The sequence below is a fragment of the Chryseobacterium sp. MMO-72 genome (assembly GCF_037146035.1).
Classification (GTDB): Bacteria; Bacteroidota; Bacteroidia; order Flavobacteriales; family Weeksellaceae; genus Chryseobacterium; species Chryseobacterium indicum.
Window position 1 is genome coordinate 192,957 of sequence record NZ_JBBCWG010000001.1, and the last position, 17,354, is coordinate 210,310.

Below are 17,354 nucleotides of genomic sequence, written 5' to 3' on the forward strand. Positions count from 1 at the left end.
CTCGTTAGAAATACATCCAACGAGCTTAATTTTATTCAATATCAAAAACAACTTTTTCGGTTTGTTCCTTGAGGTCTTCAAGATTTGTGTTGTTATAGATAATGCAGTCGGCAAGTTTTATTTTCTCTTTTTCCGGCATTTGTTTTTCCATAACAGCCTGAACTTCGCGGTAGGTTTTTCCGTCCCGGTCCATCACTCTCTTTATTCTGATATTATCTTCTGCGGTAACCAAGATGGATTTGTAGCATTGCTGGTTTAATTTTAACTCAAACAATAAAGCTGTTTCTTTAAAAACCAGATATTTCGTTTGTCTTTTTACCCAATCCTCAAAATCTGTTCTTACAGCAGGATGAATAATTTCATTTAATCCCTGAAGTAAATCTTTATTGTTAAAAACTTTTTCAGCAACATATTTACGGTTGTAGACTCCGTTTTCATCATAGGCATTATCTCCTAAAAGTTCTTTGATCTTCTGTTTTAAATCATCATTGTCATTCACAATATCTTTTGCCCTGTCATCCGAATAATAAACCGGAAATCCGAACTCTTCAATAAATTTTGCAACTGTAGTTTTTCCGGATCCGATTCCGCCAGTTAAGCCAATGATTTTGGGTGCAGATAAGGGATCAGGTTCTGCTTTCTGAGTTTCTGAATGTAATTCCTCCATGATCAAAAATTAATATCCAAAAACATCATTAAAACTAAACGTCTCATCTAATCTTACCCCTTTTTCAGTCATTTTCAGACTTGCCAGTTCGTTATGTGCGTCATGCTCAAAGAATAGCAAATATTCATTATCCACACACTGCTTAAGAAATTTACCCTTTTCTTCTAAAGTTAAAAGAGGTCGGGTATCATAGCCCATCACATAAACCTGAGGAATATGTCCCGCTGTCGGAATTAAATCGGCCGCAAAAACAATCGTTTTTTCCTGATACTGAATGACAGGAAGCATTTGTTTTTCGGTATGACCATCAACGAAAATCACATCCATTTTCAAGTCAGGTGCAAAACCGTAATTTCCCGTTGCCGGAAGAGGTAAAAAGTTCAGTTGTCCGCTTTCCTGAATCGGGATAATATTCTCTTTCAGAAAACTCGCTTTTTCTCTGGCATTAGGTTCCGTTGCCCATTTCCAGTGGTTTTCATTCGTCCAGAACTGTGCATTTTTGAAAGCAGGTCTGTAACCTGTTTTATCGTCATTCCATTCAATTGCGCCACCGCAGTGATCGAAGTGAAGGTGAGTAAGGAAAACATCCGTGATGTCCTCTCTTACAAAACCATATTTCTTTAAGTTTTTGTCTAAATTATCGTCTCCCCAAAGCGAATAATGACCGAAAAATTTATCATCCTGCTTATTTCCTAAACCGCAGTCAATTAAAATTAATTTTTTTCCGTCTTCCACAAGAAGAGAACGTGTTCCCAGCTCAATTAAGTTTCTTTCGTCTGCAGGATTTGTTTTTTCCCACAGACTCTTTGGGACGACTCCGAACATCGCTCCGCCGTCGAGCTTAAATTTTCCGCATTGTATTGGATATAGCTTCATATAATATTGAGTTTTTTATAATGTTATTTATTTTTTATTTAAGTCAAAAATCAGAAAAGTTCTCCCGGGTTTTTAGGCATTGAAATGTTGAGGTGCTTATAAGCTTTTTCTGTTACTTCACGACCTCTCGGTGTTCTGATGATAAATCCTTCCTGAATTAAAAAAGGTTCATAAACTTCTTCCAGAGTTTCAGGGTTTTCTGCAATAGATGTTGCCAGAGCAGAGATTCCCACAGGTTTTCCTTTAAAATTTTCAATCATGACACGCATGATTTTGTTATCCATCTCATCCAGACCAAATTCATCAACGTTTAAAGAATCCAAAGCATATTTTGTAATGTTGATTTCTATTTCCCCGTTTCCTTTTATTTCTGCAAAATCACGAACTCTTCTTAACAGTGCATTGGCAATTCTTGGTGTTCCACGGCTTCTTCTGGCAATTTCAATTGCGGCATCTTCATAGATTTTTACGCCCAGAACTCTTGCGCTTCGGATAATAATCATCGACAAAAGTTCAATGGTATAATATTCCAGCCTGCTTTGGATTCCAAATCTTGCCAGCATCGGTTTGGTAAGCATTCCGCTTCGGGTTGTTGCTCCCACTAAAGTAAACGGATTCAAGCCGATCTGTACACTTCGTGCATTCGGACCGGTTTCCAGCATGATGTCGATTTTATAATCTTCCATCGCAGAATACAGATATTCTTCCACAACAGGAGAAAGACGGTGGATTTCATCGATGAAAAGCACGTCATTTTCTTCCAGATTCGTTAATAAACCGGCTAAACTTCCGGGCTTGTCCAGAACAGGTCCTGAAGTAATCTTGCAGTTTACTCCAAGTTCATTAGCGATAATATTGGCAAGAGTAGTCTTTCCCAAACCGGGAGGACCGTGCAAAAGAACATGATCCAAAGCTCCGCCACGTCTTTTGGCAGCCGTCACGAAAACTTCGAGATTTTCCAATGTTTTTCTTTGTCCGGCAAAATCTTTAAAACTCTGGGGACGAATCTGCTCTTCCTGCGCAAGTTCTTCGCGGGAATAATTTTCTTTATCGGGATGTAAAAAATCGGGCATTAATTCAATTTCATTTACCGTAAAGATAGGAAAATTGAGGTAAAAATTAAGGTTGAGGCTGAGATTAATTTTAGTGTAATTCTGAGCTTTAAGTAAAGATTAAGGGCAAGTGTATTTGTGATTTACAATATTGATATATTTTAAGTATTTTTGAGAGGCAAATAGTAATAACAAATGATAAAAGATTTTACTGAGATGCCCGTTTGGCAAAAGGCAATGGATATTGCTGAAAAATGTTTTAATATATCTGAAAGTTTACCCAAAAAAGAAGATTATGCGTTGACTTCACAATTAAGAAGATCAGCGGAAAGTATTTCAGCAAATATTGCTGAAGGTTTTGGGAGAAGAACAGCGAAAGATAAAGGCAGATTTTATGATATTTCCAGAGGGTCTGCATTTGAAACTAAAAGCCATTTGATATACGGAAGCCGAGTAAAATATTTTTCAGAAAATGAGTGCTTAGAAATGAAAAATTTAATTAATGAAGTTGTACATGATTTAAATAAGATAACAAACCATTTAAGCAGAATTAATCCTTAATCTAAGCCTCAATCTTAATCTTATAGTAATGAAACTAATTGGTCCTTTCAGGCAAGTTGTAACACTTGCAAACCTTCCTTTAAGAGGAAAACTTTCAGACGAACAACTTGAGATCATTCCCGATGGAGGAATTTTAATCGATAATAATAAAATCAAAAAGGTTGGAAACTTTGAGATTCTAAAATCCGAAAACCAGAATATAGAAATTGAAACGGTAGAAGGAGAGCAGATTGTTCTTCCGGCTTTCGTAGATTCTCATACACATATTTGTTTTGGCGGAAACAGAGCGAATGATTTCGCCATGCGTAATGCAGGAAAAACATACCTCGAAATTGCTGAAAGCGGAGGCGGAATCTGGAGTTCGGTACAGCATACTAGAAGTGCTTCGGAGGAAGAATTGTTAAAAACTTTGCTGGAAAGAATTGACTTTTTAATTTCACTTGGAATTACTACCATTGAAGTAAAAAGCGGGTATGGTCTGGATATGGAAAACGAGCTGAAAATGCTTCGTATCATCAAAAAAGCGCAGGAACAGACGAAAGCCACTTTGATTCCGACCTGTCTTTCCGCACATCTGAAGCCAAAAGATTTTGAAGGAAGCAATGAAGACTATTTACAATACATTGTAAATGAAATTTTACCGAAAGTAAAAGAAGAGGATTTGGCAAAGCGCGTAGATATTTTCATTGAAAAATCTGCATTTCAGCCCGAAGAAAGCAAAAACTTTTTGTTAAAAGCTAAAGAATTAGGTTTTGAAATTACAGTTCATGCCGATCAGTTTACTCCGGGAAGTTCAAGAATTGCAGTTGAAGTGGGGGCAAAATCTGCCGATCATCTGGAAGCAACTGTTGATGACGATATTGAATTTTTAGCCGAATCCGATACAGTGGCAACCGCTTTACCCGGTGCAAGTTTAGGATTGGGAGAAAAGTTTACGCCGGCGAGAAAATTACTGGATGCAGGAGCGATTGTAGCGATCGCAAGTGACTGGAATCCCGGTTCTGCGCCGATGGGAAATTTAATTACACAAGCTTCTATTTTGGCAACATTTGAAAAATTAACGACAGCAGAAGTGTTAGCGGGAATTACTTTCCGATCGGCTTTTGCGCTTGGTCTGGAAGATAGAGGAAGATTAACAGAAGGACAAAAAGCGGATTTTGTGACTTTTAAAACCAATAATTTCCAGAATGTCCTTTATAATCAGGGGAGCTTAGAAGCGGAGAATGTTTATATTGATGGAATTAAAATTTAAAAATATATTACAGATTAATTTAGATGCTTTCAGCATGACAAATATTACGCTATATTAAGACGTTCGAATTGTCATGCTGAAAGCATCTAAATATACTTTAATACAAATGATAAAAAATGTTCGAATTAAATGAAGGAATTTATAAATTTTATGTTTACATCTTAACTAATAAAAACAGAACAGTTTTATATACGGGAGTTACCGGAAACTTGCATCAGAGATTATCTCAGCATATAAATAAATTAAATCCTGATAGTTTTACCGCAAAATATAATGTCTGTTTTCTGATTTACTATCAAAGCTTTGGCTGGATACATCAGGCGATAGAAAGAGAAAAAGAAATAAAATTATTAAAAAGAGACAAAAAACTTGAATTAATAAGAGCAATAAATCCCAATTTAGAATTTCTTAATTATCTTTTTGAATAAATTCCAGAGATATTTCTGGGATAATAATTATAAACCACACACAAATTAAACTTATTAATGATGAACACGATTTGGCAGGGAAGATTAGACGGAAAAGAACTTCTTTTCCACAGGATATTTCAGAGGGTGAAAGAGGAAAATAATTATGATTTTATTTCACCTAAAGATTTCGTTTTACATGGATTTGCTGTAGATGAAGGTGTTAGACGGAATAAAGGAAGACAGGGCGCAAAAGATGCTCCGGATATTATCCGTAAAAATATGTCGAATTTTCCTGTAATCCGTCCTGATTTTTCATTACTGGATTTTGGAAATATTACCTGTGAAGACGGAAATTTAGAAAATACCCAGAACAATCTTGCCAAAAATGTTTCCAAAGTGTTGTTGAAAGGAGGAAGGTCTGTGGTTTTAGCCGGAGGTCATGAAGTCACTTACGCACATTATTTAGGACTAAAAACAGCTTTTCCTGAACAGAAAATAGGAATTATTAATATTGATGCTCATTTTGATAACAGACAGCCTGAAAATGGAGTAGGAGCGAGTTCGGGAACCGGATTCTGGCAAATTGCTCAGGAAGGCGAAATTCATTCGCTGCATATCGGGATTCAGAGGAATTCTAATACTCTGAAATTATTTGATACCGCTCATCAGTACGGGATGAAATATATTCTTGCCGATGAACTTTTCTTTGAAAATTTACCTTCTGTTTACCAAAGAATAAATGATCTTCTCGACAGTGTAGACTATCTTTATCTTACGATTTGCATGGATGTTTTCAATGCTTCTATTGCTCCGGGAGTTTCTGCGTCTGCATACAACGGTATTTTTGCTGATGCGACATTTATGCATTTTTACAGACATATTCTGAAAAGTGAAAAACTTTTGGCACTTGATGTGGCAGAGGTAAATCCACAGTTTGACATACAGGAAAGAACGGCAAGACTGGCGGCAACACTTATAAATGAATGGTTTATGATTTAACATAAAATTTAACAATATTCCGATAGAAAAAATCATTATTTTATATAACCCGAAGGAACAGGATTTGTTGCTTCCAAAACGCTTGAAGAAAGCATGAATTAAATTCGGCACAGATTCGGATTTAAAAACAGAAATTATAGTATGGAACAATTAATTGAAAATAAACTTATCAAAGCAGATAAGGCATTTTCAGAATGGAGAAAAGTACCATTCGAAGACAGACAGAAACTCATTGCTAAAGCAGCGGAAATCTTAAAGAACAATTCTGAAAAATTTGGAACGATCATTACTCAGGAAATGAACAAACCTATTTCAGAATCTGTTGCTGAGGTAGAAAAGTGTGCTTTAATGATGAATTATTATGCAGATGCCGAAAATATTTTAAAACCAGAGAAAATCGATTCTGAATTTTCTTATTCTGAAGTTCATTATGTTCCAAAAGGGGTAATTTTAGGAGTAATGCCTTGGAATTTCCCTTTCTGGCAGGTCTTGAGATTTGCCGTTCCTGCGATTTTAGCCGGAAATACCGTTGTTTTAAAACATGCTTCAATTTGTTTTGGAAGCGGAAACGCTATAGAAGAAGTACTTTTGGAAGCCGGATTTCCGGGAGGGATTTTCCAGAATCTTGAGGTAAGTCATAAAGAAGTAAAAGGAATTCTCGAACATAGTACGGTAAAAGGAGTCAGTCTTACAGGAAGTGGAAAAGCTGGAGGAGAAGTGGCTTCTATTGCAGGATTAAATATCAAAAAATCTCTGCTTGAGCTTGGCGGAAGTGATGCCTTCATTGTACTGGACGACGGAGATCTGGATGAAGCGGCAAAAGCAGGGGTAAAATCAAGACTTCAGAATTGCGGGCAAACCTGTACTGCGGCAAAAAGATTCATTATTGATGAAAAAATTGAAGACGCTTTTCTTCCTATATTTATTGAAGAATATAAAACATATGAAGTTGGAGATCCAATGGATAAAGAAACCAAAATTGCCGGAATGGCAAGACCGGATCTTGCGGATGAACTGGAAAAGCAATTTCAGAAAGCACTGGAATATGGAGCTGAAATCATTCTTCCGTTGGAAAGAATTTCTGAAAATGAATTCAGACCCGGTCTAATTCGTGTGCAGGAAGGAAATCCTATTTTACAGGAAGAGCTTTTCGGACCTTTGGGAATGGTGATGATTGCTAAAAATGACGAAGAAGCTTTAAAAATGGCGAATGATATTCCTTTTGGGCTTTCTAATTCCGTATGGACAAAAGATCAGTCAAGACAGTTATTTTTTATCGAAAACCTTGAATCCGGAACCGTTAATATCAATAGAATGACGAGTTCTGATCCCCGTTTTCCTTTCGGAGGATCAAAGGCTTCAGGTTATGGAACAGAACTTTCTTTATTGGCTCTACGGGAATTCGTAACGGCAAGAACTGTTGTAGGAAATTATGAGTAAATAGGAAAGTTGGAAGAGGGGAGATGGAAGTTTATAAAAGTGCTGCTTAATTAACGTTCAATATTTATTCTTTCCGTTTTTGGCTCATAAAAACAAAAAACTCACGAAATTTATTCGTGAGTTTTTTTGTTTTATAATTAACAGTTTTGTATTAATTAAACTGTCGTTAATCTTAAGGTATTTGTTTTTCCGCCTTCGTAAGATGGAGTTGCATTGATGTTGATTACAAAGTCTCCAGCCTCGATATATCCGTAGTTATGTGTCAGCATATTTACCTGGATAATCGTTTCATCAGTAGATTTCTTCATATCATAATAATAGGCGTGAACTCCCCAAAGAAGGTTCAGCATGGTAATAACTCTCTTGTTTCCGCTGTATACAATGATGTGTGAATTGGGTCTGTGTGCAGAAAGCTGGAACGCTGTATATCCTGAACTTGTTAAGGTAACAATCGCAGAAACGTTGGTGGTCTTCGCGATTCTTACTGCCGCAAGACAAACTCTGTTGGTGATAAATCGATCATCAATACAGTTGAAATCCTTTTCGATAGGCTCGTTTTTGTGCTGGTAAAAATGAGTAGTTTCAATGTTTTTCACAATTTTAGCCATATTTTCCACTACCTGAACCGGATATCTTCCTACAGAAGTTTCTCCTGAAAGCATTACCGCATCCGCTCCGTCCAATACAGAGTTTGCAACGTCATTTACTTCCGCTCTTGTTGGTGTTAAACTGTTAATCATCGTTTCCATCATCTGAGTAGCGATAATTACCGGTTTGGAATAGAATCTTGCTTTTTCAACCAGAGTTTTCTGGATGGCAGGAACTTCTTCCATCGGAACTTCTACTCCTAAATCTCCACGTGCAACCATTAAACCGTCGCATTCCAATAAAATTTCTTCTATATTTTTTACGCCTTCCGGCTTTTCAATTTTCGCAATGATCGGCGTTTTGAATTTTCCGTTCGGATGTTTAGAAATCAATTCTTTAAGATCGATGATATCCTGTGCATGACGAACGAATGAAAGTGCGATCCAGTCTACCTCCTGATCCAGCATGAAATTGGCATCCTGAATATCTTTTTCCGTTAATGCAGGAAGAGAAACATTCGTATTCGGAAGGTTTACTCCTTTTTTGGAACTTAATGGTCCCCCCTGAATGGTTTTCGCTTTTACGGTATCTGTAAGGTTGGTTTCAGTTACTTCTAAAACTAATTTACCGTCATCAATAAGAATTCTTTCTCCAACTTTCACATCCTGTGGAAACTGTTGGTACGTCATGTACACTTTTGTAGAATCTCCTTCAATTTTTTCATTGGTGAAAGTAAGGATGTCTCCTGGATTAAGGTAGGAACCTTCTTTTACAACTCCTACTCTCAGTTTAGGACCCTGTAAATCTCCTAAAATACCAACCGAGAAACCGTATTCTTTATTCAGTTCTCTGATGATTTCGATATTTGAACGAACTAAGTCGTAATCAGCGTGTGAAAAATTGATTCTGAAAATATCAACACCTGCTTTCATTAACCCTAACATTACTTCCTTTGACGATGAAGCCGGACCAAGCGTTGCAATAATTTTTGTTTTCTTTAAATACTTATTCATAATACTGGATAATTTGATAAAGTTCTTCTTCAGAACCTAGTGTATAATCTTGAATTGGAAACACAAGATTTTCAGGGAGCAAAATTACGGAAAAATCAGGAAACTGTTCCGAACTGTGCAAAATATATTGCACTTCTACCTGATTATTTAATAAAAATTTAATGTTTTCTTCTTCCGAGAAGAGCTCTGTCTGTAATTTTTTTTGTTTACTTTCCGAAGATCTGTTCGAAATAAAAGTAAAACAGGTCTTTGTAAACTTATGGTAAGCCTCAAATCTTGAAAAAAAATAATCATAATACGACCCGTGAAGAATAACATCTTCAATCCTTTTGAATGTAAGATCGTTGTTTTGATTCACCTTGTAGAAAAACTCATGATCGGGTATATTTTTTGCTAATCTTACCAATCCTATGGTAATATCTTCAAATTCTATATCATCAATGTCATAAAGTTTTTGGATTTCCAAGTATATTTTCTTTTTTGTTTAAAATATAAAATGCTCTTTGTGCAGCTTTTTCTTCGGCTTTTTTCTTAGAAGTTTCTGTGGCATTCGCGATTTTTTCTTCTCCCAGCCATACATGACAGCGGAAAACAATCGATTTATTTACCTGAATTTCTTCGCAGGTTTCGTACTTTATATTCAGTTTCTTCTTTTGGCTCCATTCGAGCAGAAGACCTTTGTAGCTTACAATTTTATTTTCCAGTTTGTTAATTTCCGTTGGCGTCAATAATCTTTCCAGAATGATCTTTTTACAGGTTTCATACTGGAAGTCAAGATAAACAGCACCAATTAAAGCTTCAAATAAATTTCCGGAGATGTTTTCACCTAAAGCCACTACAGAGTTTTGTTTCTGCAGAAGACTGGTAAGTTTTAAATCTTCTCCTAATTTATTAAGATTCTTCCTATTAACAATCTTAGATTTCATCTGCGTCAGATATCCTTCATTGGCTTGAGGATAGGTATGAAACAAATGACAAGAAATAATTGTACCCAAAACAGAATCTCCTAAAAATTCCAGCCTTTCGTAATTGCTGTCTTTATTTTTAGAAGAATTTTTTAAAGAAAAAGCTTCGCGGTAGAGGGCAACATTTTGTACCTCAGTTCCAAGCATTTTGCTGAGTTCAGTAATGAGAAAATAATCTCTCTCCGTTAATTGTCTTTTTCTTTTTTTGAGAAGGAATTTAGAAAAGTATTTCTGTAACTCCATTCAGTAGATTTAGATTTTCTTAAATAGAACGCAGGCATTGTGCCCACCAAACCCAAAAGTATTACTCATGGCTACTTTTACATCTTTCTTAGCAGCTTCGTTGAATGTGAAATTCAGTCTGCTATCGATATTTTCATCATCAGTAAAATGGTTGATGGTAGGAGGAACAATACCATGAATAATAGTTCCCAACGCAGCAATAGCCTCAATAACTCCTGCAGCACCCAAAAGGTGACCGGTCATTGATTTTGTAGAATTAATCTGAATGTCGAAAGCGTGTTCTCCCAATAATTTTGAAATAGCATTGGATTCTGCAATATCTCCTAATGGAGTAGATGTACCATGCATATTGATGTGATCTACTTCATCAGCAGTTAATCCTGCATCTTCCAGACAGTTCTTCATTACGAGATAAGCGCCTAAACCTTCAGGATGAGGTGCAGTCATGTGATGTGCATCTGCACTCAGACCGCCGCCTTTTAATTCTGCGTAAATTGTAGCACCACGTTTTACAGCGTGCTCATATTCTTCAAGAACGATACATCCTGCTCCTTCACCCAACACAAATCCGTCTCTGTCTTTGTCGAAAGGTCGTGAAGCTGTTTTCGGATCATCATTTCTTGTAGAAAGTGCCATCATTGCATTGAAACCACCGACACCACTTGCTGTAACGGCTGCTTCAGAGCCTCCACATACAATTACATCTGCTTTTCCAAGCTGGATCAGCATTTTGGAATCAATTAAAGCGTTTGCAGAAGATGCGCATGCAGAAACAGTAGTGTAATTAGGACCATGGAAACCATATTCAATAGAAATATGCCCCGGTGTAATATCCGCAATCATTTTAGGAATAAAGAACGGGTTAAATCTCGGGATTTCCGTGTTTGCCCATCCTAAAACTTCAGTTTCAAAAGTCTCTAAACCTCCGATTCCTGAACCCCAGATTACGCCGACTCTGTTTTTGTCTACATTGTCTTCAATAATTCTTGAGTGCGCTACTGCTTCTCTTGCAGCAACAAGCCCAAGCTGTGTATTCCGATCCATTTTTTTAGCCTCTTTCTTATCGAAATGGTCTAAAGGATTGAAATTTTTAACTTCGCAAGCGAACTTAGTTTTAAAGTTTGTGGCATCAAAAAGAGTAATAGGAGCAGCTCCGCTCTCACCTTTTACAAGATTTTCCCAGTATTCTTTTGCATTATTTCCAATTGGTGTTATTGCTCCAAAACCGGTTACAACTACTCTTTTTAATTCCATAAACTTTGTTTAATTTCTTTTTTGTTGAAGAATATTATTTATTTACTACTTCTTCGATATAAGCGATAGCGTGTCCTACAGTAGTAATTTTTTCTGCTTGATCATCAGGGATTTGAATATTGAATTCTTTTTCAAATTCCATGATAAGTTCAACTGTATCCAATGAATCAGCTCCTAGATCGTTTGTGAAGCTAGCTTCTGGAGTTACTTCTGTTTCTTCAACGTCAAGCTTATCAGCGATGATAGCTTTTACTCTTGATGCAATGTCTGACATAGTAAATTTTTTTTTAATTGTTAGATGGTGCAAATATATAAAATTCTTTACGATAAAACATTTTTTTAGTCTTTTTTGTGGTTTACATAAGAGTATTTTGTAATTTGTGAGTTTAGTCTTTTAGTTTTCAGGGGTTTATATTTTAACATTTCATTGTCTTATTTAAGTTTGCCATTCACAATTTTTTAGACTCAATATAGAATCTGTCTGATTGAGCTTTTTAAAAGTTATTTTTTACCTCAGAGCTTTATAATTACTACTTTTGCAGCCTGTTTTAAAATTCGAAATATTATTTGTTATTGATGAAAAAAAATCTGCTCATTCTTTTTGTATTGTTTTCAGTTCTTATTTCTTCACAAACTACAGGAAAGATAATTAAAGTGAAAGATGGTGATACGGTGGTTGTGCTGTTATCCGACAGCACACAGGAAACTTTAAGGCTCGCGGAAGTAGATTGTCCCGAAAAAGGCCAGGCTTTTGGTAAAAATGCCAAACAGTTTACCAGTGATGCTGTATTTGGCAAAACAATTACATTTTACAGAACCGCAAAAGACCGATACAAAAGAACTGTTGCTAAAATTTTTTACGATCATAATAAATATCTTTCTGAGGAAATCATTAAAGCAGGTTTCGGATGGTGGTATTTTAAAGCATCGAAGAATCTTGATCTGCAAAAACTACAGGACAGCGCGAAAGAGAATCGTTTGGGTTTATGGACGGATAAAAATGCAGTTTCGCCTTGGGAATACCGAAAGAGCAGAAGGGAGAAAAACTCGGACAATAAAAGTAAAGCCCTTTAATATCTGAGAAAGAAAAAAGAGACTGCTGAAAACAATCTCTTTTGTGGAGTTGGAGGGATTCGAACCCTCGTCCAAACAAGCAATACATAAGCTTTCTACATGCTTATTCTGCTATTGATTTTCGACGGGAAGCAGAGAGCAGACACCCAACTTCCGGCTTATCTTCTGAGGTTTTCGAGCTTTAGCCGAAGCGTCCAAAGCCTTATTTCCGCATTCCTATATCCCAGAATCAAACGCCGCAGAACAGAGCATTTGTGGAATATCTTGCTTCCCTACTAACATCTTCGGGAAAACGCTTGATCTACTATACTTCGATATTAAGCTGCAAGAGCGAACTCTTCGTTGCCAGTTAAAATTTTGTAGCAAGGGATTATAGAGATCGCGCTACGGTTCTCTGCATGCTTACTTACCCATTGGTCTTGCTGTCGAAACCAGTCAACCCCATGAATAAAGTGAATGCAAAGATAACACTTTTATTCAAATTCAGTTCACATTCTTTCAGTCATTTTAATAATGGAATTTCAAGGTGTTTTTTATTTGGAGCTTTATCCTGCTTTCCGTTACAATTCCTCATTGTGCGGCTCCGCTTCGCTCCGCCGCTCCATTCCGGGATTTTCTCTTCAATCAGGGCTAGGATAGAAGTGGGTAGTATAAATGATAGTCAGAAAAAAACTTTCAGCAAAGAATAAAAGTCTGAACAGCAAAAAAAAGTGCCGGAAAAAACCCGACACTTCTATAATTCATCTAATTTCTCTCCTCAATCTCAATCTCAACCTCAATCTTAACCTCAACCTCATCAATCCCTGTTTTTCAGTAAAATCCATCCCGAAAGCTGAACAGGCTTTTTAATGATTTTATCTTCCCATTGTAATTTATACCAATAGGTTCCGGTTGGAAGAGGTCTTCCGATGTATTTTCCGTCCCAGATCGGTGTTTTGGTGGTTGGTCGGAAAACTTCTTTTCCGTATCTGTCGAAAATACCCCCTTCAAAATTTCCATATTTGCTGATCTCGCTGAAATCAATTACATCATTGCTTCCGTCGCTGTTCGGAGTAATAACGTTTGCCATAAAGAAAGTATAATATTCTGCGGTGGTATCGCAGGTTGCACCTCTGTTTCTTACCCTTATCGAATATTTCGTATTTTTTAACACCTGAAAAGTGTTGGAAGCCTGCCACGTAACACCTCCGTCTATGGAATACTCTATAGGTACATTGCCATTATTTTGTACAACAATCGTTAAAAAAGGATCTTTGTAAGTGATTTCTTTAATTTGAGGAGTTACAATATATCCTACCGTTGCAGTAAAGGTTTTAGAACAGACTCCGTTACTGATGGTTACTGAATAGGTTCCCGCTGTGTCTACATTGATGGTTTGAGAAGTTGCTCCGGTATTCCATGAATAAGAGTAATTCGGACCGCTTCCTGTATCAAGAATACCTTTGTCACCTTTACAGATTTCGATATTTTTCAGAGTAGAAATAATTTCCGGAACAACCGTAATAGTAATTGTAGCAGGAGTTGTAGCAGAACAGCCGTTTGTCCCGATTCCCGTTACTGTGTACGTTGTAGTCGTAGTCGGGGAAACAATCTGTGTGTTGCCGTTTCCTGTTAATCCCGTCCATGTGTAGGTTGCTGCGCCCATTGCCGTAAGAGCAATAGACTCACCTTTACAAATCGATAGTTTAGGAGCTGAAACGCTTATGATCGGCGGTGTTATATTCTTAATGACCATCACTGAACCTTGTTTCACACATCCGTTGGAAGTCGGGCTCGTAATCGTTAAAGAATAAGTTCCCGCATTATTCACTGTCGGAGTTAAGGTATTGGCTCCGGAAACAATATTTCCACCTCCTGTAGCGGTCCATAAAAAGGTTGATCCCGGTTGGTATACAGAAGCTGTAGCATTTAAAGTAACCTGAGAATTTGTACAGTTAATTTCTGCCGGAGTATTAATGTTTACTATAATAGCCGGATCCATCGTAACAGTTGCCGATTTTGTGTACTGACAGCCGTTGGAAGTGGTCACGGTCACGGTATAAGTTCCTGATGCGGTTACCGTTGTGCTAGCCGTTGTTGATCCGTTGGACCATGAAAATGTATTTCCCGTTCCGTTTGCAGTAGCTGTTAAAACGGTTGAAGCGCCTTCACAGAAATTTAAATTCCCGGAAATCTGAACATTCGGATCAGTTCCCTGGGTTATTATCACCGAAACAGGATCGCTTGTGCAGGTTCCGTTATTATAGGTTAAAGTGTAGGTTCCCGGAGTTGATACGGTAATTGACGGTGTCGTTGCGCCGTTAGACCATGTATTTCCTGTTGCTGAACTTGAGGTTAAAGTAACAGCATTATTGTTACAGATGACATTCGATGAAGCAGTAATCGTCGGAACAGGTTTTACATTAACAATTAATTGTAATTCTGCTACTTTCGAACAAGAACCGGATTTCACCAAAACATAAATCACAGCGTTTCCTGAAGTATATGCCGAAGGATTTGCAATGGTATAGCTGTTTCCTGCCAATGCATCCGCCTGATTCAGGTAGTAGCTGAAAGTTACCCCCGTCGTTGTACTGATATTGGGCTGTGCCGATATTAAATTAAAAGTTGCCGTACTATTATTTGAACATAAGCTCAATGACAAATTTTGTACAACAGGTACAGCCCCCTGAACTACTGTCACGGATTTTGTGTACTGGCAGTTCCCAGGAGTTTGTACTGTAACCGTATAAGTTCCCGGCGCAGAAACTGAAATTGAATTTCCTATGGCACCTGTAGACCATGAATATGTGTTTCCTGTTCCGGTTGAGGTTGCCGTAAGTGTTGTCGGAGATCCGCACACAATTAAATTTCCTGTAATCTGAGGATTAGGATCACTTTCTGCGGTTAGTGTTACTGAAACCGGTGCGCTTGTACATGTTCCGTTGGTGTTGGTTAAGGAATAAGTTCCTCCGGATGTAACCGTAATAGATTGCGTTGTTGCTCCGGTAGACCATGTATTTCCTGTCGGAACACTTGATGTGAGCGTTACATTTCCACCGAAACAGATCGTTGAAGATGAACTGGTAATTGTAGGAGACGCAAGCTGAGTTACATTGAGCTGAAGCGAAACGACTTTTGAGCACGTTGCAGTTTTCACTCTTACATAAATTGTTGCGTTTCCTGATGTGTAAGCGGTCGGGGTTGCGATGGTATTTGTATTTCCGGCAATGGCATCTGCCTGATTTACATAATAATCAAAAGTAACTCCCGAAGTCGTGCTGATGTTAGGCTGAGCGGTGGTTAAATTAAAAACTGCTGTGCTTGTACTGGAGCAGTTGGTTAAAGTGGCATTCTGAGTAACGGGAACGGTTCCCTGTACAACGGTTACAGATTTAGGATATTGGCAGTTTGCCGGAGTTTTCACTGTTACGGTGTATGTTCCCGGTGTGGTTACAGTAATTGTAAGAGTGGTAGCTCCTGTAGACCATAAATAGGTGTTTCCTGTTCCGGTTGAGGTTGCGGTAAGTGTCGTGGAAGTATTTTCGCACAATGTCAGATTTCCTGTGATCTGCACATTCGGATCCGTGTCCTGAGTGATGGTAACCGAAGCTTGTGGGCTTGTGCAAACTCCGTTGCTGCTGGTTAGGGTGTAGGTCCCTGGTGTATTTACCGTGATAGACTGGGTTGTAGCTCCTGTAGACCATGTGTTTCCGGTAGCGTTACTTGATGTTAGCGTAATATTTCCGCCTGGGCAGAGTTTTGTTGCAGATGCGGTAATAGATGCGGTTAAACTTTTGTCTTTAAAAACTATGGCATTTGTCTGTTTGCAGGAATTGATGGAATTGTTAGGATTGTTAGGATCCTGATAGCTTATATTATAATAATAGGTATTGCCTGTATTTACAGTAATAGGTGCTGTGATCGGGTTGCTTCCTGTTGCAGCATTGTTTGCTGTGCTGTAATATGAAACGAAAAAATTAGAATTTCCGTTTAGTATCCCGGGAGATAATGTACTGAAATTAAAAGTTGCAGAACTTCCGCAGATATTTATTTCTCTCGGAGAGCCTGGAGTAGGTCCGGGGTTTCCGGGAGGAACAAAAGGGTTGGGTGCAAGTGTTGAATTGGTAAAAGGTGAAACAAAAGTTGCAGTTCCGCCCCAGGTTAGATTAAAAGTGTAAACCGACGGAGACCAGTTATCTATATATAAGTAATACGTCTGTCCTGCCAAAACATCCATGTATTTGCAGTAAGGATCTGTATTTCCGGCACCGGATGAAGTGTTGGTATTGGTCATGTTCATTCCGGTATTAACGTAATATCCTGAAGCATTACATCTTACCGGAGTTCCTCTGGTGGAACAGGTTACATTCGGCCCGTAAATCGCCCAGTCATAATCTACCGGTCCTGTGGGAACCAGATCAAAAGTAAGGGTTCCGCTGGTAGCTATTGTAAACTTATACCAAACTGAATGATTTTCGTATGAGAGACATCCTCCCAGAGTTTCATTGATGTTTCCTATTCCTACGGGAGTGTAATTTATACCTGAATTTCCGCAGACTGTAATGGCGGAAATACAATCTTCCTGTGAAAACACGAAACCGGAAAAGAATATAAAAATAGAAAAGAGTAATTTTTTAAGCATTGTGAAGGGAATATGAATATGGTTTTACTCAGAATAAAATCAGGATCCGGAATTTGCCAGAGATAAAGCAAAATCTACTACAATTAAGAGTTATGGAAATGTGGGCATAGCTGTTTGGTTTTAAACAATTTAATATTATTTACAAAAATAAATAAATAAGTACGTAAAAATATATAATTTATTAAATAATTATTTATAAATAAACATAAATTATTATAAAATTATTGTTAAATGTCAGTTTTGTTAAGCTTTTTCAAAATTTGAATTCATTTACTTTGAATGTTTTATTTAATAAAGTTTTGTGGTTTAATAAATAATGTTTATTTTTGCAATCCA

General features: G+C 37.4%; 15 protein-coding genes and 1 other RNA gene. 6 read left to right on the top strand and 10 right to left on the bottom strand.

The features are described from left to right. Nucleotides 1–31: 31 nt before the first annotated feature. Genes coaE through ruvB form a run of 3 tightly spaced genes read right to left on the bottom strand, consistent with a single transcriptional unit; the run spans nt 32 to nt 2,616 of the window. Nucleotides 32–667, bottom strand: a complete 636-nt coding sequence (gene coaE, locus WFH39_RS00815; RefSeq protein WP_336688437.1) for a dephospho-CoA kinase — start codon at nt 665–667, stop codon at nt 32–34. Nucleotides 668–676: 9 nt separating this feature from the next. Beyond that, entirely contained in the window at nt 677–1,543 is an 867-nt protein-coding gene (locus WFH39_RS00820; RefSeq protein WP_076390684.1) for an MBL fold metallo-hydrolase, read from the bottom strand. Between the two features lie 50 nt (nt 1,544–1,593). Further along, nucleotides 1,594–2,616: a Holliday junction branch migration DNA helicase RuvB gene (gene ruvB / locus WFH39_RS00825; protein WP_336688438.1), complete on the bottom strand. Its 1,023-nt coding sequence runs from the start codon at nt 2,614–2,616 to the stop codon at nt 1,594–1,596. A 174-nt stretch (nt 2,617–2,790) separates the two neighbouring features. Here ruvB and WFH39_RS00830 point away from each other — a divergent pair, with 174 nt between their 5' ends. From WFH39_RS00830 to WFH39_RS00850, 5 genes are all read left to right on the top strand, one after another. Beyond that, the gene (locus WFH39_RS00830; protein ID WP_336688439.1) at nt 2,791–3,156 is read left to right on the top strand and encodes a four helix bundle protein; all 366 of its coding nucleotides are present in this window, start codon (nt 2,791–2,793) and stop codon (nt 3,154–3,156) included. A gap of 28 nt (nt 3,157–3,184) precedes the next feature. Continuing rightward, nucleotides 3,185–4,408 (top strand): imidazolonepropionase, encoded by a 1,224-nt coding sequence (hutI, locus tag WFH39_RS00835; protein WP_336688440.1) that lies wholly within the window; start codon nt 3,185–3,187, stop codon nt 4,406–4,408. 116 nt (nt 4,409–4,524) lie between these two features. Next, a complete protein-coding gene (locus WFH39_RS00840; RefSeq protein ID WP_076390687.1) occupies nt 4,525–4,836 on the top strand; it encodes a GIY-YIG nuclease family protein in 312 nt (103 codons plus the stop codon). 60 nt (nt 4,837–4,896) lie between these two features. Continuing rightward, nucleotides 4,897–5,817, top strand: a complete 921-nt coding sequence (hutG, locus tag WFH39_RS00845; protein WP_336688678.1) for a formimidoylglutamase — start codon at nt 4,897–4,899, stop codon at nt 5,815–5,817. Nucleotides 5,818–5,958: 141 nt separating this feature from the next. Continuing rightward, nucleotides 5,959–7,257, top strand: coding sequence for an aldehyde dehydrogenase family protein (locus WFH39_RS00850; RefSeq protein WP_336688441.1), 1,299 nt, complete (start codon nt 5,959–5,961; stop codon nt 7,255–7,257). 155 nt (nt 7,258–7,412) lie between these two features. Here WFH39_RS00850 and pyk read toward each other — a convergent pair whose 3' ends face one another. The 5 genes from pyk to WFH39_RS00875 are packed head-to-tail and all read right to left on the bottom strand — an operon-like array spanning nt 7,413 to nt 11,594. Further along, nucleotides 7,413–8,858, bottom strand: a complete 1,446-nt coding sequence (pyk, locus tag WFH39_RS00855; RefSeq protein ID WP_214591007.1) for a pyruvate kinase — start codon at nt 8,856–8,858, stop codon at nt 7,413–7,415. After that, on the bottom strand, nt 8,851–9,324 hold the full coding sequence (locus WFH39_RS00860) for an IPExxxVDY family protein (RefSeq protein ID WP_302713974.1): 474 nt from the start codon (nt 9,322–9,324) through the stop codon (nt 8,851–8,853). Before WFH39_RS00860 ends, pyk begins: the two co-directional genes overlap by 8 nt. Beyond that, nucleotides 9,302–10,066, bottom strand: a complete 765-nt coding sequence (gene rnc, locus WFH39_RS00865; protein WP_087709639.1) for a ribonuclease III — start codon at nt 10,064–10,066, stop codon at nt 9,302–9,304. Before rnc ends, WFH39_RS00860 begins: the two co-directional genes overlap by 23 nt. Before the next feature lie 9 nt (nt 10,067–10,075). Then, nucleotides 10,076–11,320 (bottom strand): beta-ketoacyl-ACP synthase II, encoded by a 1,245-nt coding sequence (gene fabF / locus WFH39_RS00870; protein ID WP_336688442.1) that lies wholly within the window; start codon nt 11,318–11,320, stop codon nt 10,076–10,078. Between the two features lie 34 nt (nt 11,321–11,354). Further along, complete coding sequence (locus WFH39_RS00875; RefSeq protein WP_002976354.1) at nt 11,355–11,594, bottom strand: acyl carrier protein; 240 nt, start codon at nt 11,592–11,594, stop codon at nt 11,355–11,357. A gap of 302 nt (nt 11,595–11,896) precedes the next feature. On the opposite strand from WFH39_RS00875, the gene WFH39_RS00880 reads away from it, so the two are divergent. After that, a complete protein-coding gene (locus WFH39_RS00880; protein ID WP_336688443.1) occupies nt 11,897–12,394 on the top strand; it encodes a thermonuclease family protein in 498 nt (165 codons plus the stop codon). Nucleotides 12,395–12,435: 41 nt separating this feature from the next. On the opposite strand, the gene ssrA is transcribed toward WFH39_RS00880, so the two are convergent. Both ssrA and WFH39_RS00890 read right to left on the bottom strand, forming a co-directional pair. Continuing rightward, nucleotides 12,436–12,837, bottom strand: a transfer-messenger RNA (tmRNA) gene (gene ssrA / locus WFH39_RS00885). Between the two features lie 353 nt (nt 12,838–13,190). Beyond that, complete coding sequence (locus tag WFH39_RS00890) at nt 13,191–17,018, bottom strand: T9SS type B sorting domain-containing protein (protein WP_336688444.1); 3,828 nt, start codon at nt 17,016–17,018, stop codon at nt 13,191–13,193. Nucleotides 17,019–17,354 lie beyond the last annotated feature (336 nt).